The sequence below is a fragment of the Serratia liquefaciens genome (genome assembly GCF_027594825.1).
In the GTDB taxonomy this organism is placed as follows: domain Bacteria; phylum Pseudomonadota; class Gammaproteobacteria; order Enterobacterales; family Enterobacteriaceae; genus Serratia; species Serratia liquefaciens_A.
Map to the genome: position 1 here is coordinate 1,995,061 of NZ_CP088930.1, position 17,796 is coordinate 2,012,856.

Annotated in this window: 17 protein-coding genes; 14 read left to right on the forward strand and 3 right to left on the reverse strand. The window is 58.6% G+C overall.

Annotated elements, in window-relative coordinates; translation table 11 throughout:
- Positions 1-97: 97 nt before the first annotated feature.
- Both argO and LQ945_RS09105 read right to left on the reverse strand, forming a co-directional pair.
- Positions 98-715: an arginine exporter ArgO gene (gene argO, locus LQ945_RS09100; protein ID WP_270102738.1), complete on the reverse strand. Its 618-nt coding sequence runs from the start codon at positions 713-715 to the stop codon at positions 98-100.
- Between the two features lie 122 nt (positions 716-837).
- Complete coding sequence (locus tag LQ945_RS09105; protein WP_044553281.1) at positions 838-1,656, reverse strand: IclR family transcriptional regulator; 819 nt, start codon at positions 1,654-1,656, stop codon at positions 838-840.
- Positions 1,657-2,018: 362 nt separating this feature from the next.
- On the opposite strand from LQ945_RS09105, the gene LQ945_RS09110 reads away from it, so the two are divergent.
- From LQ945_RS09110 to LQ945_RS09170, 13 genes are all read left to right on the forward strand, one after another.
- Entirely contained in the window at positions 2,019-3,572 is a 1,554-nt protein-coding gene (locus LQ945_RS09110; RefSeq protein ID WP_044553282.1) for a sugar ABC transporter ATP-binding protein, read from the forward strand.
- Positions 3,565-4,647: an ABC transporter permease gene (locus tag LQ945_RS09115; protein WP_044553283.1), complete on the forward strand. Its 1,083-nt coding sequence runs from the start codon at positions 3,565-3,567 to the stop codon at positions 4,645-4,647. Before LQ945_RS09110 ends, LQ945_RS09115 begins: the two co-directional genes overlap by 8 nt.
- 15 nt (positions 4,648-4,662) lie before the next feature.
- A complete protein-coding gene (locus tag LQ945_RS09120; protein ID WP_269935693.1) occupies positions 4,663-5,763 on the forward strand; it encodes a substrate-binding domain-containing protein in 1,101 nt (366 codons plus the stop codon).
- A gap of 12 nt (positions 5,764-5,775) precedes the next feature.
- Positions 5,776-6,636, forward strand: coding sequence for an SMP-30/gluconolactonase/LRE family protein (locus LQ945_RS09125; RefSeq protein ID WP_270102739.1), 861 nt, complete (start codon positions 5,776-5,778; stop codon positions 6,634-6,636).
- Positions 6,637-6,892: 256 nt separating this feature from the next.
- Positions 6,893-7,891 carry a 3-dehydro-L-gulonate 2-dehydrogenase gene (yiaK, locus tag LQ945_RS09130; protein WP_270102740.1) on the forward strand — a complete coding sequence of 333 codons (999 nt, stop codon included), beginning with the start codon at positions 6,893-6,895 and terminating at the stop codon, positions 7,889-7,891.
- A 13-nt stretch (positions 7,892-7,904) separates the two neighbouring features.
- Positions 7,905-8,375 (forward strand): YhcH/YjgK/YiaL family protein, encoded by a 471-nt coding sequence (locus LQ945_RS09135; protein ID WP_270102741.1) that lies wholly within the window; start codon positions 7,905-7,907, stop codon positions 8,373-8,375.
- A 118-nt stretch (positions 8,376-8,493) separates the two neighbouring features.
- Positions 8,494-9,789: an MFS transporter gene (locus LQ945_RS09140; protein ID WP_270102742.1), complete on the forward strand. Its 1,296-nt coding sequence runs from the start codon at positions 8,494-8,496 to the stop codon at positions 9,787-9,789.
- Positions 9,789-11,267 carry an FGGY-family carbohydrate kinase gene (locus LQ945_RS09145; protein WP_270102743.1) on the forward strand — a complete coding sequence of 493 codons (1,479 nt, stop codon included), beginning with the start codon at positions 9,789-9,791 and terminating at the stop codon, positions 11,265-11,267. The genes LQ945_RS09140 and LQ945_RS09145 overlap by 1 nt, the downstream gene beginning before the upstream one ends.
- A gap of 9 nt (positions 11,268-11,276) precedes the next feature.
- Positions 11,277-11,933, forward strand: coding sequence for a 3-keto-L-gulonate-6-phosphate decarboxylase UlaD (gene ulaD / locus LQ945_RS09150; RefSeq protein WP_270102744.1), 657 nt, complete (start codon positions 11,277-11,279; stop codon positions 11,931-11,933).
- A gap of 1 nt (position 11,934) precedes the next feature.
- The gene (locus LQ945_RS09155; RefSeq protein ID WP_270102745.1) at positions 11,935-12,795 is read left to right on the forward strand and encodes an L-ribulose-5-phosphate 3-epimerase; all 861 of its coding nucleotides are present in this window, start codon (positions 11,935-11,937) and stop codon (positions 12,793-12,795) included.
- Positions 12,789-13,490: an L-ribulose-5-phosphate 4-epimerase gene (araD, locus tag LQ945_RS09160; RefSeq protein WP_044553297.1), complete on the forward strand. Its 702-nt coding sequence runs from the start codon at positions 12,789-12,791 to the stop codon at positions 13,488-13,490. Before LQ945_RS09155 ends, araD begins: the two co-directional genes overlap by 7 nt.
- Before the next feature lie 175 nt (positions 13,491-13,665).
- Positions 13,666-14,364, forward strand: a complete 699-nt coding sequence (locus LQ945_RS09165) for an RluA family pseudouridine synthase (protein WP_270102746.1) — start codon at positions 13,666-13,668, stop codon at positions 14,362-14,364.
- A 204-nt stretch (positions 14,365-14,568) separates the two neighbouring features.
- Positions 14,569-15,918, forward strand: coding sequence for an MFS transporter (locus LQ945_RS09170; protein ID WP_270102747.1), 1,350 nt, complete (start codon positions 14,569-14,571; stop codon positions 15,916-15,918).
- A gap of 90 nt (positions 15,919-16,008) precedes the next feature.
- On the opposite strand, the gene mscS is transcribed toward LQ945_RS09170, so the two are convergent.
- Positions 16,009-16,878: a small-conductance mechanosensitive channel MscS gene (gene mscS / locus LQ945_RS09175; protein WP_044553303.1), complete on the reverse strand. Its 870-nt coding sequence runs from the start codon at positions 16,876-16,878 to the stop codon at positions 16,009-16,011.
- A gap of 205 nt (positions 16,879-17,083) precedes the next feature.
- Here mscS and LQ945_RS09180 point away from each other — a divergent pair, with 205 nt between their 5' ends.
- A complete protein-coding gene (locus LQ945_RS09180) occupies positions 17,084-17,752 on the forward strand; it encodes a DUF1345 domain-containing protein (RefSeq protein ID WP_044553305.1) in 669 nt (222 codons plus the stop codon).
- Positions 17,753-17,796 lie beyond the last annotated feature (44 nt).

Consider the following 17,796-nt stretch of genomic DNA (forward strand, 5'->3'; position numbering starts at 1 on the left):
ACTGATTACCGACCTTTCTCGACTGAAAACGGCCGGTTCCTTGGCATCAAACGTAGCATATCGCACGGGCTTTTGAATTCGGATTAGTGACAAATTCTTATAAACTTGCGCCCTGCCAGGCCAACTGCAATGCAATGCCCCACATCACCACGCCGACCAGCGTATTGATGACGCGCTGCGCCATTTGGGTGTTCAACCAGGGGGCCAGCCAGGAAGCCAACAGCGCCAACGCGAAGAACCAAAGAATGGAGGCGCTCACCGCTCCCAGCGCAAACCAGGAGCGAACGTCCGGCGCCAACTGGCCACCCAGGCTGCCCAGCACCACAAAAGTATCGAGATAAACGTGCGGATTGAGCCAGGTTACCGCCAGCATGGTCACCACCAGCCGCCAGCGGCTCTGCTTCAGCGCCTCGGCCGTTGCCAGCGCCAATTGCCGGCTGAACGCGGTGCGAAACGCCCCCCAGCCGTACCACAACAGAAAGGCGACGCCGCCCCAGGTGACCAAAGCCAGCAGCAACGGCGAACGACTCAACAACGCGCTTCCACCGAAAATCCCCGCGCAAATCAACACGACATCGCTCAATGCGCACAGTGAGGCGACCATCAGATGATACTGACGGCGGATGCCTTGGTTCATGACAAAAACATTTTGCGGGCCCAGCGGCAGGATCATCGCGGCGCTCAGGGCAAAGCCCTGCAGAAAGACAGCTAGCATGGTATTCCTCACAGAAAGAGTGCGCCGGTCAGCGGCGCGTGTCGGTCAACACGCGCATCATAGGAGGAAAAAATTATTAGGTGAAATTGATATTTCTAATCAACTATCAGCAATGCTAATAATCAGGCGGGAAGAACAAAACCCAGCTCCTGAGAAATGCGCTGCGCGGTCGCCAGCACCGGCTTAATCAGCGCTTTGACGCCGATTTGTTGCAGTTTGGCGGTCGGCAACGATACCGATACCGCGTAGGGTACCCGCTGCTGAATATCAAATACCGGCGCCGCTACGCAGGACACCCCCAGCTCATTCTCTTCACGATCCATTGCCATGCCGCGCTGGCGAATATCGGCCAGTTCCTCATACATCTTGGGCAATTCGGTAATGGTATTGCGCGTCAGCGTCTGGATTTCATGCTGATGTGTCTGCCAGTAGCGATCGGGGTAATCGCTGTTGCCATAGGCCATAAAAATCTTGCCCATCGCCGAGCAGTACAGTGGCATATGCTGGCCGATATAGGCACGGGTGCGCATCATGCCGGTCGTGGGTTCCAGCTTGTAGATCAAAATGACGTGGTCGTCTTCGCGGCTGGAGAAATTCACCGTCTCCCCGACCTCAAGATTGAGCTGCTCCAGATGCGGTGCGGCAACGTGAATGATATTCAACGAGGAAAGCGCTTTCTGCCCGACAGAAATGAACTTGGTGGTCAGGCGATAGCTGCCGGGCGACGGCGCCTGAGTCACGTAACCGCTGGTATGCAAACCCTGCAGCAGGCGATGGACGGTGCTTTTGTTCATGCCGGCCAGTTCAGACAGATGGGCCAGCGGGCAACCGTTAGGGTAGTTGCTCAGGATCTCAATCAGTTGCAAACCGCGGAACAGGCTTTGGCTGCCCAGGGGTTTATCTTTCTTGTCATCTTTTTCGTCGACAGCTTTCAGGCTCATAACGCAATTTCTCCAGTGTCGAACCGCCGACCAACGCCACCGCGTGGCAAACGGCCCCTTTGCCGGGAATGTTACCCCAAGGCCCGCATCAGGTGAAGACGGAACGCCGTTTCATTGTCAGCAGCAGGTTAAAATTGCGCAACATTCTGCTAACTCTCGAAGTGAGTTGTGCGTCACAATTCCGCAAAGACATAAATAACCGATTGTTTTAAAACAAAAATTAAAACGCCTTCGGCTTTGCTTTAGATCGGTGTTCGGCATATTATTTTTGAAATTGAATTTCGCATATTGAAATTTAACGGCGATATAAACACCAGAAAGCATCAATCCGATTGCGTATTTCACTACCAGGGGCGCATCACATGACACCAGATAATGCGGAACAACCCATTCTTACCCTCAGCCATATCGTTAAGCGCTTTGGCGGCAACGTCGCGGTGAACGACGTCAGCCTGCAGGTGATGCCGGGCGAAGTCCTGGCCCTGCTGGGCGAAAATGGCGCAGGCAAATCGACGCTGATCAAAGTGCTGGCCGGGGTGTATCCGCGCGACGGCGGCGACATTCAGTTCCAGGGCACCAGCATAGCCTCCGCCGCGGCGATAAAAAGTGACAGTCGCCAGCCTATTGCCTTTATTCATCAGGATCTCGGGCTGATCGAATGGATGACGGTAGCGGAAAACATGGCGCTGGTGATGGGATTCCCGCGCCGCTTCGGCCTGATCGACTGGCGAGCCATCCGCCGCCGCGCCGCTCAGGCGCTGCAGGATGTCGGCATCGCGCTGGATCCCGACGCCAGGGTGTTCGAACTGTCGCGCACCGAGAAATCGCTGTTGGCGATCGCCCGGGCGGTGGCCGTTAACGCCGAACTGCTGGTGTTGGATGAGCCCACCGCCTCGCTGCCCGCCAACGATGTGCGTCATCTGTTTGCCGTCATTAACCGGCTGCGCGACAAAAAGGTCGGCATGATTTACGTCACCCACCGGCTGGATGAAGTGATCGAGATTGCCGACCGGGTATGCGTCATGCGCGACGGCCGCTATGTGGCGGGCGGCAATACCGCCGACTATTCGCTGCGCGATCTGGTGCAGATGATCGTCGGTGAAGCAATAGCGGGCGATCAGCGCGAGCCCCTGCCGGAAAACCAGCCGCCGGTGCTGCAGCTCAACCATGTGGTGGTGGGCGATATCGGCCCGGTCAGCTTTAGCCTGCAACCTGGTGAAATGCTGGCGCTGGCTGGCCTGCGCGGCGCCGGACAGGAGGAGATCGGCCGCTTGCTGTTCGGCCTGCGTCACGCCGATGAAGGCAAAATCCGCTTTCGTGACCAACCCTATAGCGCCGATAGCCCGCAACATGCCATGGCCTGCGGCGTCTCGCTGGTGGCAGGCGACCGCACCGGTGAAAGCCTGGTGATGTCGATGAGCGTGCGTGAAAATCTGTTTATCAACCCCTGTGCCAGTGGCCACAAACTGCTGTCCCGCTACAGCCGCCGGGCTGAAATTGGCGCCAGTTGGTGGAAGGTACAGTTGTTCGACGTACGGCCCAAAGACGTCAATATCGATATCAGCGCCCTGTCCGGTGGCAATCAGCAAAAGGTGGTGATGGCGCGCTGGATGCACCTGGGCGCCCCGCTGCTGATTTTGGAAGATCCCACCGCCGGCGTAGACGTAGGAGCACGGGCGGAAATCTACCATCTGTTGAATAAATCCCTGGCGGAGGGCGTGGCGGTATTGGTGATCTCCAATGACTTTGAAGAGATCGCCCATATCTGCAACCGCGCTCTGGTATTCAACCGGGGAAAAGTGGTCGGCGAGCTGAAAAACCAGCAGGTGTCATTCGCCAATTTATTGGAACTGGCCTCCGCCAGCTCCGGGGAAACCCTCACGGCAACGTTAGAATCTGAGGTAGGCCATGTCTAAAACATCTGTTAAATCAACGGCACTGGAGCAAAGAGTCAGCCTGTCGCAGGACGGCGCCGGCCCCTGGCTGATGCAGGTTCTCACCCGCTACGGCCTGCTGCTGCTGTGCGTTGCGCTGGTGGTGCTGTTTTCGCTGATCGCACCGTCCTTCGCGTCCATGCTGACGCTGCAGGCGATCCTTTCCAGCAAAGCCAAGATTGCGCTGCTGGCACTGGCGGCAACCATCCCAATGATCGTCGGCAAAATTGACCTTAACGTCGGTTTCGGCATCGTGCTGTGGCATATCCTGGCCATCACCCTGCAGGTGGAATACGGCTTTTCGTGGCAGATGGCGGTGCTGGCGGTACTGGCCCTTTCCGCGCTGTACGGCCTGTTGAACGGCATTCTGGTGGCACTGGCGGACATCGACAGCTTCGTCGCCACGCTCGGATCCGGCACCGTGCTGTATGCCATTGCGCTGTGGCACTCCGGCGGGCGGCAGATCGTCGGCGATCTGCCGGACGCTTTCATCGCCCTGCACCATACCGAGATCGGCGGGATCCCGATCGTCGCATTCTATGTGCTGATCGTTGCCGTGGTGCTGTGGTTAATCACCGAACATACCCCGCTTGGCCGCTGCATGTACGCCGTGGGCGGCAATCCGGCGGCGGCACGGCTGAACGGCATCTCGGTCAATCGCTTCACCATTGGCGCCTTTATCGCCTCCAGCGTGCTGACCGGCTTCAGTGGCGTACTGATCGCCGCCGAACAGGGCGTGGGTCAGGCCAGCGTCGGCATGGACTACCTGCTGCCGGCGCTGGTCGGCGCCTTCCTCGGCAGCACCACCATTCGCCCGGGCCGGGTTAACGTCTGGGGCACCGTGGTTGGCATTGCCATTCTGGCTATCGGCATCGCCGGTATCCAACAGTTCGGCGGTGAATTCTGGGTCGAGCCGCTGTTCAACGGCGCGACGCTGTTGCTGTCGATCACCCTGGCCGGCTATGCCCAACGCCGCCGGTTACTCAATCAAAAAGCGGTACAACGCAGCCCAGCCGCTACGGCTGATAAAAATAACCAAAAAGCGATCAATCCTTAACCAGGAGTGCACCGAATGAAACGTCTTTGGATATTACCGACTACCCTGCTGCTGGCCGGCGCGGCTTCTCCCGCCTGGGCCGATGCTTATCTGGATCAGGCCACGGCCGCGGTCGCCAAGGCGACTGCCAGCGTGACTCAGTGGGACGGACCGACCAGCGGGCCGCAGCTGCAAGCCAACAAGAAAATCATCTTTATCGCTTCGGACATGAAAAACGGCGGTGTACAAGGGGTGCAGGAAGGGCTGAGCGAAGCGGCGAAAGCCGCGGGCTGGAAGCTGGAAACCCTCGACGGCGGTGGCTCGGTGAAAGATCAGCTGGCCTCGCTCAATCAGGCCATTGCCCAAAAGCCGGACGGCATAGTGATCGGCGGCTGGAACCCTAACGTCGCCAAGATCCCGCTGAAAAAGGCCATTCAACAAGGCATAGTGCTGACGGCCTGGCACGCGGTGCCGGAGCCGGGGCCAATCGCCAAGTACAACGTGTTTTATAACGTCACCTCTGACTCGAACGAAGTGGCGCGCATTGCCGCCCAATATGCCGTGGTGCAGTCCGGCGGCAAAGCCAGCGTGCTGATCTTCACCGATTCGCTGTACCAAATCGCGCTGGACAAGGCCAACGTGATGAAAGAGGAGATCGGTAAATGCAGCGGTTGCAAGGTGGTTGAGTTTATCGATACCCCGCTGGCGGACACCGCCAACCGCATGCCCGCCATGACCTTCAGCCTGCTGCAGAAATACGGCGATCAGTTCCAGTACGCGCTGGCGATTAACGATTTGTATTTTGACTTTATGGCACCGGCACTGAAAACCGCCGGTAAGGGCGGTACCCATGCGCCATACAGCATTTCCGCCGGCGACGGCTCGATTTCGGCCTATCAGCGCATTCGTTCCGGCGGCAGCCAGTCCGCCACGGTGCCAGAACCGCTCAAGCTGCACGGCTGGCAGCTACTGGATGAGTTCAACCGCGCCTTCGCCAAACAGCCACCTTCCGGCTACGTGACTCCGGCGCACCTGGTCACCCGCGACAATATCACCGCCGACGGCGGCGCCAGTAATCTGTATGACCCGCAGAATGATTATCAGGGCCACTACAAAGCCATTTGGGGCGTGAAGTAAGCGGAGGTCAGCATGAACCAACTGATGGCAGGTCCGCCGCTCGAACGTCTGTGTTCACCGGCCATTTGGGCCGAGGGGCCGGTGTGGTTGCCCCAGCAGGACGCGGTGGTGTTCAGCGATGTAAAAGGCAACCGCATGTTCCGCTGGTCACGGCAGGGGGAGCTGAACCTGTGGCGATCGCCGTCGCACTATGCCAACGGCAACGCGCGTGATGCCGAAGGGCGGGTGATCAGCTGCGAGCACGGACGGCGCGGTATCAGCCGAACCGAAAACAGCGGTGAGGTGCAGATGCTGGTCGATCGCGTTGACGGCAAGCGTTTTAACTCCCCCAATGACCTGGTGGTTCGTTCCGACGGCACCCTTTGGTTTACCGATCCGCCCTACGGCATTACCGGTGACGAGGAAGGGTACAAGTCGGAAAGCCAGGTCATCGGCTGCTTCCTTTACTGCTTTGATCCGCGTGACGGCTCGCTGAACATCGCGGCCAGTGACCTGCAACGCCCTAACGGCCTGGCGTTCTCGCCGGATGAGTCTCTGTTGTATGTCGCGGATATGTCGATCGTCGATTTCCCAACCCTGGGCCGCAGAGAACTGCGGGTGTATCAGGTCGACGGCCGTGAACTGAACGCCGGACGCCGTTTCGCCACCGTGGCACCCGGCTTCCCGGACGGCTTTTGTGTCGATGAATTCGGTAACATTTTTTGCAGCTGTGCCGACGGCGTATTGATCTTCGACAGCCAGGGAAAACGGCTCGGTAAGATCGAAGTGCCGGAGCGGGTTTCCAACTGCACGTTTGGCGGACCAGACGGCAATGAGTTGTACATCACCGCCACCACTTCGCTGTACCGCAAGATACTGAATACGCCAAGGTAATCAGTCAGAAAGGTTAAAGCAGAGCGGGCAGTTACCGCTCTGCTTTGCCACGCCTGAAACACGGTAACGGCGAAAAACGTGCCGGCGATCACAAAACCACCAAGTTAATTTAACCACCTGTTTTATATAAATAACTTTTTCTTCCCTCGCTTTGACTTCACCTGGCCGCAGGTATAGCATTTATTTGAAATGCAATTTCGTATATTGAAATTTAAAGAACACAAAACAAACAAAAATGCCGTAGCGGAGAACCAGCATGAGAGTGAGTTACAACGATCTGAAACAGGAATTCAAACGCGTGCTGCTGTCGCGGGGCGTGGCAGAAGCCACCGCCGATGACTGTGCGGGCATGTTCGCCGACACCTCCGCCAACGGCGTTTACTCCCACGGCGTTAACCGTTTCCCACGCTTTATTCAGCAGTTGGACGCCGGCGATATCGTGCCGGCCGCCGAACCCAGCAAGCTGTTGTCGCTCGGCGCCATTGAACAATGGGACGCGCATCAGGGTATCGGCAATCTCACGGCGCGGCGGATGATGGATCGCGCCATGCAGTTGGCTGATAACCACGGTATAGGGCTGGTGGCCCTGCGCAATGCCAACCACTGGATGCGCGGCGGTGGTTTCGGTTGGCAGGCGGCGGAGAAAGGCTATATCGGCATCTGCTGGACCAACTCGATCGCCGTTATGCCCCCCTGGGGCGCCAAGGAGTGCCGGATCGGCACCAACCCGCTGATCGTCGCGGTGCCGGGCAACCCCATCACCATGGTGGATATGTCGATGTCGATGTTCTCCTATGGCGCTTTGGAGCTGAATCGGCTGGCGGGTAAAACCTTGCCGGTGGACGGCGGTTTCGACAACGACGGCCAATTGACGCGCGATCCGGCCACCATTGAAGAAAACCGTCGCATTTTGCCGATGGGTTACTGGAAAGGATCCGCGCTGTCGATCGTGCTGGATATGATCGCCACCCTGTTGTCCGGCGGATCCTCAGTAGCGGAAGTGACCGAAGACAACCGCGAAGAATATGGCGTGTCGCAGGTCTTCATCGCCATTGAGATCGAACGCTTGATCGACGGTGCCACCCGCGATGCCAAACTGCAGCGCATCATGGACTACATCACCAACGCAGAACGCGATAACCCGGAGATAGCCATTCGCCTGCCGGGCCATAAATTCCCACGAATCCACGCTGAAAACATGCGTGACGGCATTCCCGTCGATGAGCGCGTCTGGGCGCGCATTCAGGCGCTTTAACAGGAGAGTCACCATGATATTCGGCCATATTGCCCATACTTCGCCGGAGCAGTACCCGGCGCCGGTGGCCAAAGCCATCGCCTATCTGCAAAGCACCGATTTCAGCGCCCTGCCCGCCGGCCGGTATCAGGATCCTGCCACCGGCTACGTGGTACAGGTGCTGGATCTGCAGACCCACCAGCCGAGCGATCTGCGGCCCGAGGTGCACCGGGAAAACGTCGACGTGCAATTTCTGGTCAGCGGCACCGAATTGATCGGCGTGGCGGCGGATCTCGGTAATAACTCGATCCACCAGGATTTGCTGGCGCAGCGCGACATTATTTTTTATCAGCACGTCGCTGATGAATCCTGGTTAACCCTGCGTCCGGGAAATTTTGCGGTATTTTTCCCGCAGGATGTGCATCGCCCGGCCTGTATTAACCAACAGCCCGGCGATATTCGCAAAGTGGTGGTGAAAATACCGCTGGCATTATTTAGCGCTTAATTAGCCGCAAACGAAAACCTGCAAAAAACACCGGTCCTCAGGCCGGTGCGGGCGCCCTTGTGCCCAACGCAAACAAAACAATAAAGCCCGACCCTACAAAATAGCGAAAGGTGTATAGATGAATACAGCCTCTGTTTCCGTTAGCCGCAGCCAGGTCATTCCCAAATTACGCTGGTTGAGAATAGTGCCGCCTATTCTTATTACCTGCATCATCTCCTACATGGACCGGGTGAATATTGCCTTCGCCATGCCCGGCGGCATGGACGATGAGCTAGGCATCACCGCCTCCATGGCCGGCCTGGCCGGCGGCATCTTCTTTATCGGTTATCTGTTTCTGCAGGTGCCGGGTGGCAAGCTGGCGGTGTACGGCAACGGCAAGAAATTCATCGGCTGGTCGCTGCTGGCCTGGGCGGTGATTTCGGTACTGACCGGGCTGGTCAGCAATCAATATCAGCTGTTGTTCCTGCGTTTCGCGCTGGGCGTTTCCGAGGGCGGCATGCTGCCGGTGGTGTTGACCATGATCAGCAACTGGTTCCCGGACAAGGAACGCGGCCGCGCCAACGCCATCGTGATTATGTTCGTGCCCATTGCCGGTATTCTCACCGCGCCGCTGTCCGGCTGGATCATCACCGCCTGGGACTGGCGCATGCTGTTCCTGGTGGAAGGCGCGCTGTCGCTGGTGGTGATGGTGCTGTGGTATTTCACCATCAGCAACCGCCCGCAGGAAGCCAAGTGGATTTCACAGGCTGAAAAAGACTACCTGATCAAAACGTTGCATGACGAACAGCTGCTGATCAAAGGCAAAACGGTGCGTAACGCCTCGCTGCGCCGGGTGCTGGGCGACAAGATCATGTGGCAGTTGATCATGGTGAACTTCTTCTATCAAACCGGGATCTACGGCTACACCCTGTGGCTGCCGACCATTCTCAAGGGGCTGACCAACGGCAACATGGAGCAGGTCGGCATGCTGGCCATCCTGCCCTATATCGGCGCCATCTTCGGCATGCTGATCATCTCCACCCTGTCCGATCGTACCGGCAAACGCAAAGTTTTCGTCGCATTGCCGCTGGCCTGCTTCGCCATCTGCATGGCTTTGTCGGTGCTGTTAAAGGATCACATCTGGTGGTCTTACGCGGCGCTGGTCGGCTGTGGCGTGTTTATCCAGGCCGCCGCCGGGGTGTTTTGGACCATTCCTCCCAAACTGTTTAACGCCGAAGTGGCCGGTGGGGCACGCGGCGTGATCAACGCGCTGGGTAACCTCGGTGGCTTCTGCGGCCCGTACATGGTCGGCGTCTTGATCAGCCTGTTCAGCAAGGATGCCGGTGTTTACAGCCTAGCGGTATCACTGGCCATCGCTTCGGTACTGGCGCTGATGTTGCCGAATAAATGCGACCAAAAAGCGGGGGCCGAATAATGGAATATTGGCTGGGGTTGGACTGCGGCGGCACCTTTATCAAGGCCGGGTTGTATGACCGTCAGGGCACCGAGCGGGATATTGCCCGCCGTAATCTGGAGATTATCGCAGCGCAGCCCGGCTGGGCGGAACGAGATATGGCCGCGCTGTGGCGCACTGCCGCCGAAGTGATCCGGGAAGTGCTGGCTCGCAATAACATCGCCGCCGGCGATATTCAGGCAATAGGCATCTCGGCGCAGGGCAAGGGCGCGTTTTTATTGGACAAACAAGGCCTGCCGCTGGGCAACGCCATGCTGTCTTCCGATCAGCGCGCATTGACACTGGTGCAGGAGTGGCAAAAACAGGGCGTGCCGCAGGCGCTCTACCAGCAGACCCGACAAACGCTGTGGACCGGCCACCCGGTGTCGCTGCTGCGCTGGGTCAGGCAACACCAGCCGGAGCGCTATCGCCAAATTGGCAGCGTGTTGATGGCGCACGATTATCTGCGTCACTGCCTCACCGGCGAGCTGGCCTGCGAAGAAACCAATATCTCCGAATCCAACCTTTATCAGATGGCCGACGGCCGCTATGACCCGGCACTGGCGCAGTTGCTGGGTATTGGCGACATCATGCCCGCGCTGCCACCGATCGTCGGCTCCGCTGAAATCGCCGGCCGCGTCAACGCTGCCGCGGCCGCGGCGACCGGGCTGCTGCCGGGAACGCCGGTGGTTGGCGGGCTGTTCGACGTGGTATCCACCGCGCTGTGCGCCGGGCTGCAGGACGAAAGCCGACTCAATGCGGTGATGGGCACCTGGTCGGTCACCAGCGGCATCACCGACAGCATTGCCGACGGGTTCGATCACCCCTTTGTGTATGGCCGCCACGCGGAGGCCGGCAAATACATCGTGCACGAAGCCAGCCCCACTTCCGCCGCCAACCTGGAGTGGTTCTGCCGGCAATGGGGCCTGCAAGACTATGCCCAACTTAATGACTGGGTAGCGGCGTTGCCAAAGGCCGACAGCAGCCTGCTGTTCGCACCCTTCCTGTATGGCTCCAACGCCGGACTCGGCCTGAGCGCCAGCTTCCACGGCCTACAGGCCTTCCACCAGCGTGAACACCTGGTGCAGGCGATTTACGAGGGCGTGGTGTTCTGCCATATGACCCATCTCAACCGCATGCGGCAACGTTTTCCTGCGGCCACCGCGCTGCGCGTCACCGGTGGCCCAGCCAAGTCCGCCCCCTGGATGCAGATGTTCGCCGACGTCAGCGGTCTGCCGGTCGAACTGCCGCAGGTGGAAGAAACCGGCTGCCTGGGCGCCGCGATGGCGGCCATGGTCGGCAGCGGCGCATTCAGCGACTTCACCGCCGCCCAGCGCGAGCTGGCACCCCGAATTGAACGGGTGCTGCCGGATGCCTCGGCAAGCGCGGCCTACGGCAAAAAATATCAACGCTATCAGGCGCTGGTTGCGGCACTGCAAACGCTGCAATCCGCGCAGTAAGGAGGCCTTATGAGCAATAAACCGCGCCTGCAGCTGGCGCTCGATCACACCCGGTTAGATGCCGCTCTGCAGACGGCGGAACGCCTGCAGCCGCACGTCGACATTATCGAGGCCGGCACCATTTTATGCATCAGCGCCGGTATCCAGGCGGTGAGCGCACTGCGCGAGCGCTGTCCGCAACATACGCTGGTGGCCGACCTGAAAGTGGCCGATGCCGGCGGTACGCTGGCGCAGCAGGCCTTCGGCCACGGTGCCAACTGGATGACCGTCATTTGCGCCGCCCCATTGGCCACCATGGCCAGTGCGTTGGAGGTGGCGCAACGACACCAGGGCGAGATCCAGATTGAGCTGTTCGGCCGCTGGACGTTGGAGGATGCCCAACAGTGGCGCGACCTCGGTATTCGCCAGGCGATATACCACCGTGGCCGCGACGCGCAGGCCAGCGGGCAAACCTGGAGCCATCAAGATTTGGATCTGATGAAGGCCTTGTCGGATCTGGGTATTGAGCTGTCGGTGACCGGCGGTATCACGCCGACCGATTTGCCGCTGTTTAAAGACATCGCCGTGACCGCTTTTATCGTCGGCAGAGCACTGGCAGAGGCTGTCGATCCGCTGGCCGCCGCCGGACACTTCCGCTCGGCCATTGATGACATCTGGAGAAGTTGATATGCGTCAGCACCCCTTGGGAATTTATGAAAAAGCCTTGCCGAAGCACCTGACCTGGCCCGAGCGGCTGGCGCTGGCCAAGGCCTGCGGTTTTGATTTTGTCGAAATGTCGGTGGATGAAAGCGACGAACGGTTGGCGCGTCTGAGTTGGAGCAAGGAGCAGCGGTTGTCGTTGGTCAGCGCCATGCTGGAAACCGGCATCAGCATCCCGTCGATGTGCCTGTCCGGTCATCGCCGCTTTCCCTTCGGCAGCCATGACGATGCGCTGCGTCAGCGTGCCTTCGAGATGATGGAACAGGCGATTCAACTGGCGAAGGACGTCGGCATCCGCACCATTCAGCTCGCCGGTTATGACGTCTATTACGAGCCACAGGACGAAAGCACCCTCGCCCGCTTCACCGAAGGGATGCAGTGGGCGGTCGAGCGCGCCGCCGCAGCGCAGGTGATGCTGGCGGTCGAGATCATGGACACCGCCTTTATGAACTCCATCAGCAAATGGAAGGCTTGGGACACCTGCCTGGCCTCCCCCTGGTTCACGGTCTATCCGGACGTCGGCAATCTTAGCGCCTGGGGCAATGACGTGGCGCAGGAGTTGGCGCTGGGTATTGACCGCATCGCGGCCATCCATTTGAAAGACACTTACCCGGTTACTGATAGCTCGCCGGGGCAGTTTCGCGACGTGCCGTTTGGCGAAGGCTGCGTCGACTTCGTCGCCGTATTCCGCACCCTGAAACAGCTTAACTACCGCGGTGCTTTCCTGATTGAAATGTGGACCGAAAAAGCCGAAGAGCCGGTGGCCGAGATCGTGCAGGCGCGCCGCTGGATCGAACAGAAAATGCAACAAGGGGGTATGACATGCTAACGCTGCCGCAGCTTAAACAACAGGTGCTGGAAGCCAACCTGGACCTGCCGCGCCATAACCTGGTGACCTTCACCTGGGGTAACGTCAGCGCCGTGGATCGCGAACGCGGGCTGGTGGTGATCAAGCCTTCCGGCGTGGAATATGAACACATGACCGTCGAGGACATGGTGGTGGTTGATCTCGCCAAGGGGCATACCGTCGAGGGCACCAAAAAGCCCTCCTCCGATACCGCCACTCACCTGGCGCTGTACCGTGAATTCGCCGACATTGGCGGTATCGTTCACACCCATTCGCGCCACGCTACCATCTGGGCGCAGGCAGGATTGGATATCCCCGCCTGGGGTACCACCCATGCCGATTACTTCTACGGAGCCATTCCCTGCACCCGCCTGATGACCGAAGACGAAATTGAGCATGAATACGAGCTGGAAACCGGCAAGGTCATTATCGATACCTTCCGCCGTCGCGGCATCAATCCGAACGCCATTCCGGCAGTATTGGTCAATTCGCACGGGCCGTTCGCCTGGGGCAAGGACGCGCACAGCGCGGTGCATAACGCAGTGGTGCTGGAAGAAATTGCCTATATGGGGATTTTTTCACGTCAGCTGACACCGGGCATTCACAGCATGCAACCGGCGCTGCTGGATAAACATTACCTGCGCAAACACGGCAAAAATGCCTACTACGGGCAATAAGTCGGCAACGCCTTTCAGTCATCCTTTTGGCAGCCAGACGCCGTTCGGCGTCTGGTGAAAGCCCCTTTGCCGGGTTAGCCATTGATCATCCTTTAACAATGCGCCGGGCGGCGACAACTGACTGGCGGCCAAAAATTCGTTATTATCCGCTCCCACTTTCCCGCCGGGCAGCCTGATGTCTAAGATTATCGATACCTTTATTGCCCCGCCGTGCCATGACCAGATAGAAACGCTGTATCAGGACGAGAGTCTGGTGCTTATCAATAAACCCGCCGGGCTGCTAAGCCTCTCGGGGAAAAATCCGCAAAATCTCGATTCGGTGCATCATCGGCTGGTGCAGCTATTTCCCGGCTGTACGCTGGTCCACCGCCTTGATTTCGGCACTTCCGGGCTGATGGTGATAGCGCGTAATAAAGCGATCAATGCCGCCCTTTGCCAACAGTTCAGTCAGCGTACTGTCACCAAGGTGTACAGCGCATTGCTCTGCGGGCACCTGAACGACGACGAAGGGGTGATAGATGCCGCGATTGCCAAAGACCCGACGCTGTTCCCGCTGATGTCGATTTGCTCAATCCACGGCAAGCCCGCTCGCTCACGCTATCGGGTCGTTGAACGCACTTATCGCGAGTTGAAAGACGGGACGTTACTGCCGTTGACGCGGGTACAGTTAATGCCGGAGACCGGGCGAACCCATCAACTGCGTATCCACTGCCGGCAGTTGGGCCACCCTATTTTGGGCTGTGATCTGTATGGCGGCCGTCTGCTGCCAGGCACCGAAGGGACGCCGCGATTGATGCTGCACGCCAGCGAACTGCATTTCGTTCATCCTGTCAGTGAAGAAAAGATCAAAGCCCATAATGCCAGCCCGTTCTGAGAGCGAGAGAATTTAAGCCGTTTTGTCTGAAACAGAACGGCTCATCTCAGCGCATCGCTGCAAGCCCCCGGCTCTGGTGTATACTCAGACTTTCTGCACCCTGCCAGCCACAGCGGCTTTGGTTCAGGCCCGTTTCAGCAAGAGCCTGACGCCTGCACAGCCCTCCAGCCAGCTCCACACAAGCCTAATTAAAGTGGAACCCCCATGAGCCAAAACACCGCTCGTATCAGCGAGATCATCGACAACGCGAAAATCTCGCCCTATCAGATCCTGATCCTTACTCTGTGTTTCCTGATTGTCCTGCTGGACGGTTTTGACACCGCAATCATCGGCTATATTGCCCCGGCGTTACGCGAGGAGTGGCAGCTGCTGCCTGCGCAGTTATCGCCGGCGTTTGGCGCGGGATTGTTCGGGCTGCTGCTCGGCAGCCTGATCTTCGGCCCGGTTGCCGATGCCATAGGGCGCAAGCGCGTGCTGCTTGCCTCCATACTGATCTTTGGCGGAGGCACTCTGGCCTCGGCCTACACCAGCTCAATCGAGTCGTTGACCCTACTGCGTTTAATCACCGGTATCGGTTTGGGAGGAGCGATGCCCACCTGTATCACCTTGAGCTCGGAATACTCGCCCGCGCGTCGGCGGATGATCATGGTCACCCTCAGCTGGAGCGGTTTCACCGCCGGTCTGGCGCTGGGCGGCATACTTGCCGGACAAATTATTCCGGCCTTCGGCTGGCGTGGCCTGCTGATGCTCGGCGGCATCGCGCCATTATTGCTGTTGCCGTTACTGGCCTGGCAGATGCCCGAGTCAGCGCGCTTTATGACTGCCAGCCCGAAACATGCCGATAGCCTGCGCCAGGTGGTCGAGCGCATCACCGGCAAAAGTTGGGCGGGCGTGACGATTATCGATGATGAACGCCCCGCGCTAGCCAGATCGCCAATCTCCCACCTGTTCATCGAAGGTCGCGCAGTGCGCACCTTGCTGCTGTGGGTAGCATTCTTCTGCTCGTTGTTTGTGTTTTATCTGCTCACCAGTTGGCTGCCGAGCATCCTCAAGGATACCGGTTACGATATCGTCCACGCATCGCGCATCGGTGCGATGGTGCCGCTGGGCGGAACCCTCGGTGCCATCCTTATGGCACTGCTGATGGACCGCGTCGGCCCCTACCGGGTGTTGGCCCTGTCGTACCTGGGGGCCGCGCTGGTGATTGGCGCTACCGGTTATCTGATGGGGGACGCCTATACGCTGGCGGTCACCGTCTTTCTCATCGGTTTCGGCGTGGCCGGGGCGCAGAACGGCCTGAATCTGGTCTCCGCTACCCTTTACCCTACCGCCGCTCGCGTCACAGGGGTCAGTTGGGCGATGGCGAGCGGTCGCTTCGGCTCGATCGTCGGTTCAATGCTTGGCGCCTGGATGATCGTCGCGGCAGGAACGTCGGAGATGTTCTTCATCTGGCTGGCGCTGCCGGTACTGGTGGGCTCTGCGGCTATTTTCCTGCTCTACCGGCTCAGCGTGAACCGCCGCGCCCCTGCGCCAGACTCCGCGTTATCAAACTGAAAAAACGAAAAAGCCGGGGCGACATCCGCAGGATACAGCCTCGGCCGGCAATAAAAAAAGGGGCCGAGGCCCCTTTTCTCTTCTTCTGCTTTATTCCGCTTTCGCGGTAGCCGCGTCTTCGGTGCGGTACAGATGAACATCCATCTGCGGGAACGGAATGCCGATATTGTTGGCATCCAGCGCGCGCTTGAAGTTCTCCATCAGATCGAAGTATACGTTCCAGTATTCCGCGTTGGTGGTCCAGGAACGGGTGACAAAGTTCAGTGAAGATGGCGCCATCTCGTTCAAGCGTACGGTTACGCCTTTGGCGTGCATGATGCGTTTGTCGGCGGCGATCACATCGCCCAACACTTTTTTCACCACATCGATATCGGCGTTATAAGCCACGCCAACTACGATGTCTACGCGGCGGTTTGGCTCGCGGGAGTAGTTGATGATGTTGCCGGCAATGATTTTGCCGTTCGGCACCACGATGGTTTTGTTGTCTGCGGTACGCAGCGTGGTGGAGAAAATCTGAACCTGGTCGACGGTACCGGCCACGCCGCCCAGATCGACATATTCACCGGCACGCAGCGGACGGAAAGCCACTAACAGTACCCCGGCAGCGAAGTTGGACAGCGAGCCCTGCAGCGCCAGGCCAACGGCCAAACCTGCGGCACCCAATACGGCGATTACCGACGTGGTCTGCACGCCAACGCGCCCCAGCACTGCGATAAAGGTGAAGGCCAGAATGCCGTAACGCGCCATGGCAGACAGGAAGTCGGCAACCGTAGCGTCGATACCGCGCAGCTTCATCACCCGGTTTAACGCATTGCTGACTACGCGGGCAATGATCGAACCAATGATGAAAATAACGATAGCCGCGACGATGTTCACCGCGTACTGAATCAATAAGTCCTGGTTCTTCACCAGCCAGTTACCGGCACCATTAATGCCGTCTACTACATTCAGATCTTTCATTCGTGTCGTCCTAACTTGTCCCTAAGGGGATAAACTCGCAAAAAAAACTGACATCAGCCGTCAGTCGGAAACCACCGCCTTAGGTTAACCAACATTTCCACCGCATGCCAACCGTAAGCGTCAAAAATAGCCAAACTGCCGCCACGCTTCTTCTATGCTGAACACAGCGCTATCGCCTTTATAACGATAAGGAACTTCATCGGTTATGCACATTCCATCGTCAATCAAACACTACTGGCAGGTTCGGCCAAGGCTGCTGCTGTCCGTCGGCGCGGGCATCTTGTGCTACCTGCTGCTGCCCGCCACGCTTTCTGAGCTGCAGCGGCTGATGCTTGGCTGGAACGTTTTGGCCTGGTGCTACCTGCTGTTTCTCTGGCGACTGATGCTGATCAGCACGCCAAAGCACATCCGCCAACTGGCGCGTGCACAGGATGAGAGCGCCAGTATGGTGCTGGCACTGGTCAGCATCGGCTGTCTGGTGAGCATTTTGTCCATTCTGTTTGAGCTGAGCACCGCCAAACAGGTCAGCGACTCGCTGAAGACGTTGCATCTGGCGCTGACGGGCGCGACGCTGGTGGTGTCCTGGTTACTGCTGCCCACGGCATTTACCATGCACTATGCTCATCAGTTTTATCGTCAGGGCGCACAGCAGGATCCGCTGCCCCTGCTGTTTCCCGGCGAGCTTAAAGAGCCGACCTATTGGGACTTTGCCTATTTCTCGTTCACCATCGCGGTGGCCTCGCAAACCGCAGACGTGGCCGTTGGTGCGGCCGAAGTGCGCAAAGTCGCTCTGCTGCAATCGGTGATTTCCTTTGTCTTCAATCTGGTGATCCTGGGGCTGTCAATCAACGTCGGCGCCAGCCTGTTGGGCTAACAACGAAAAAGGCTCCCCGCAAAGGGAGCCTTTCAATATGACTA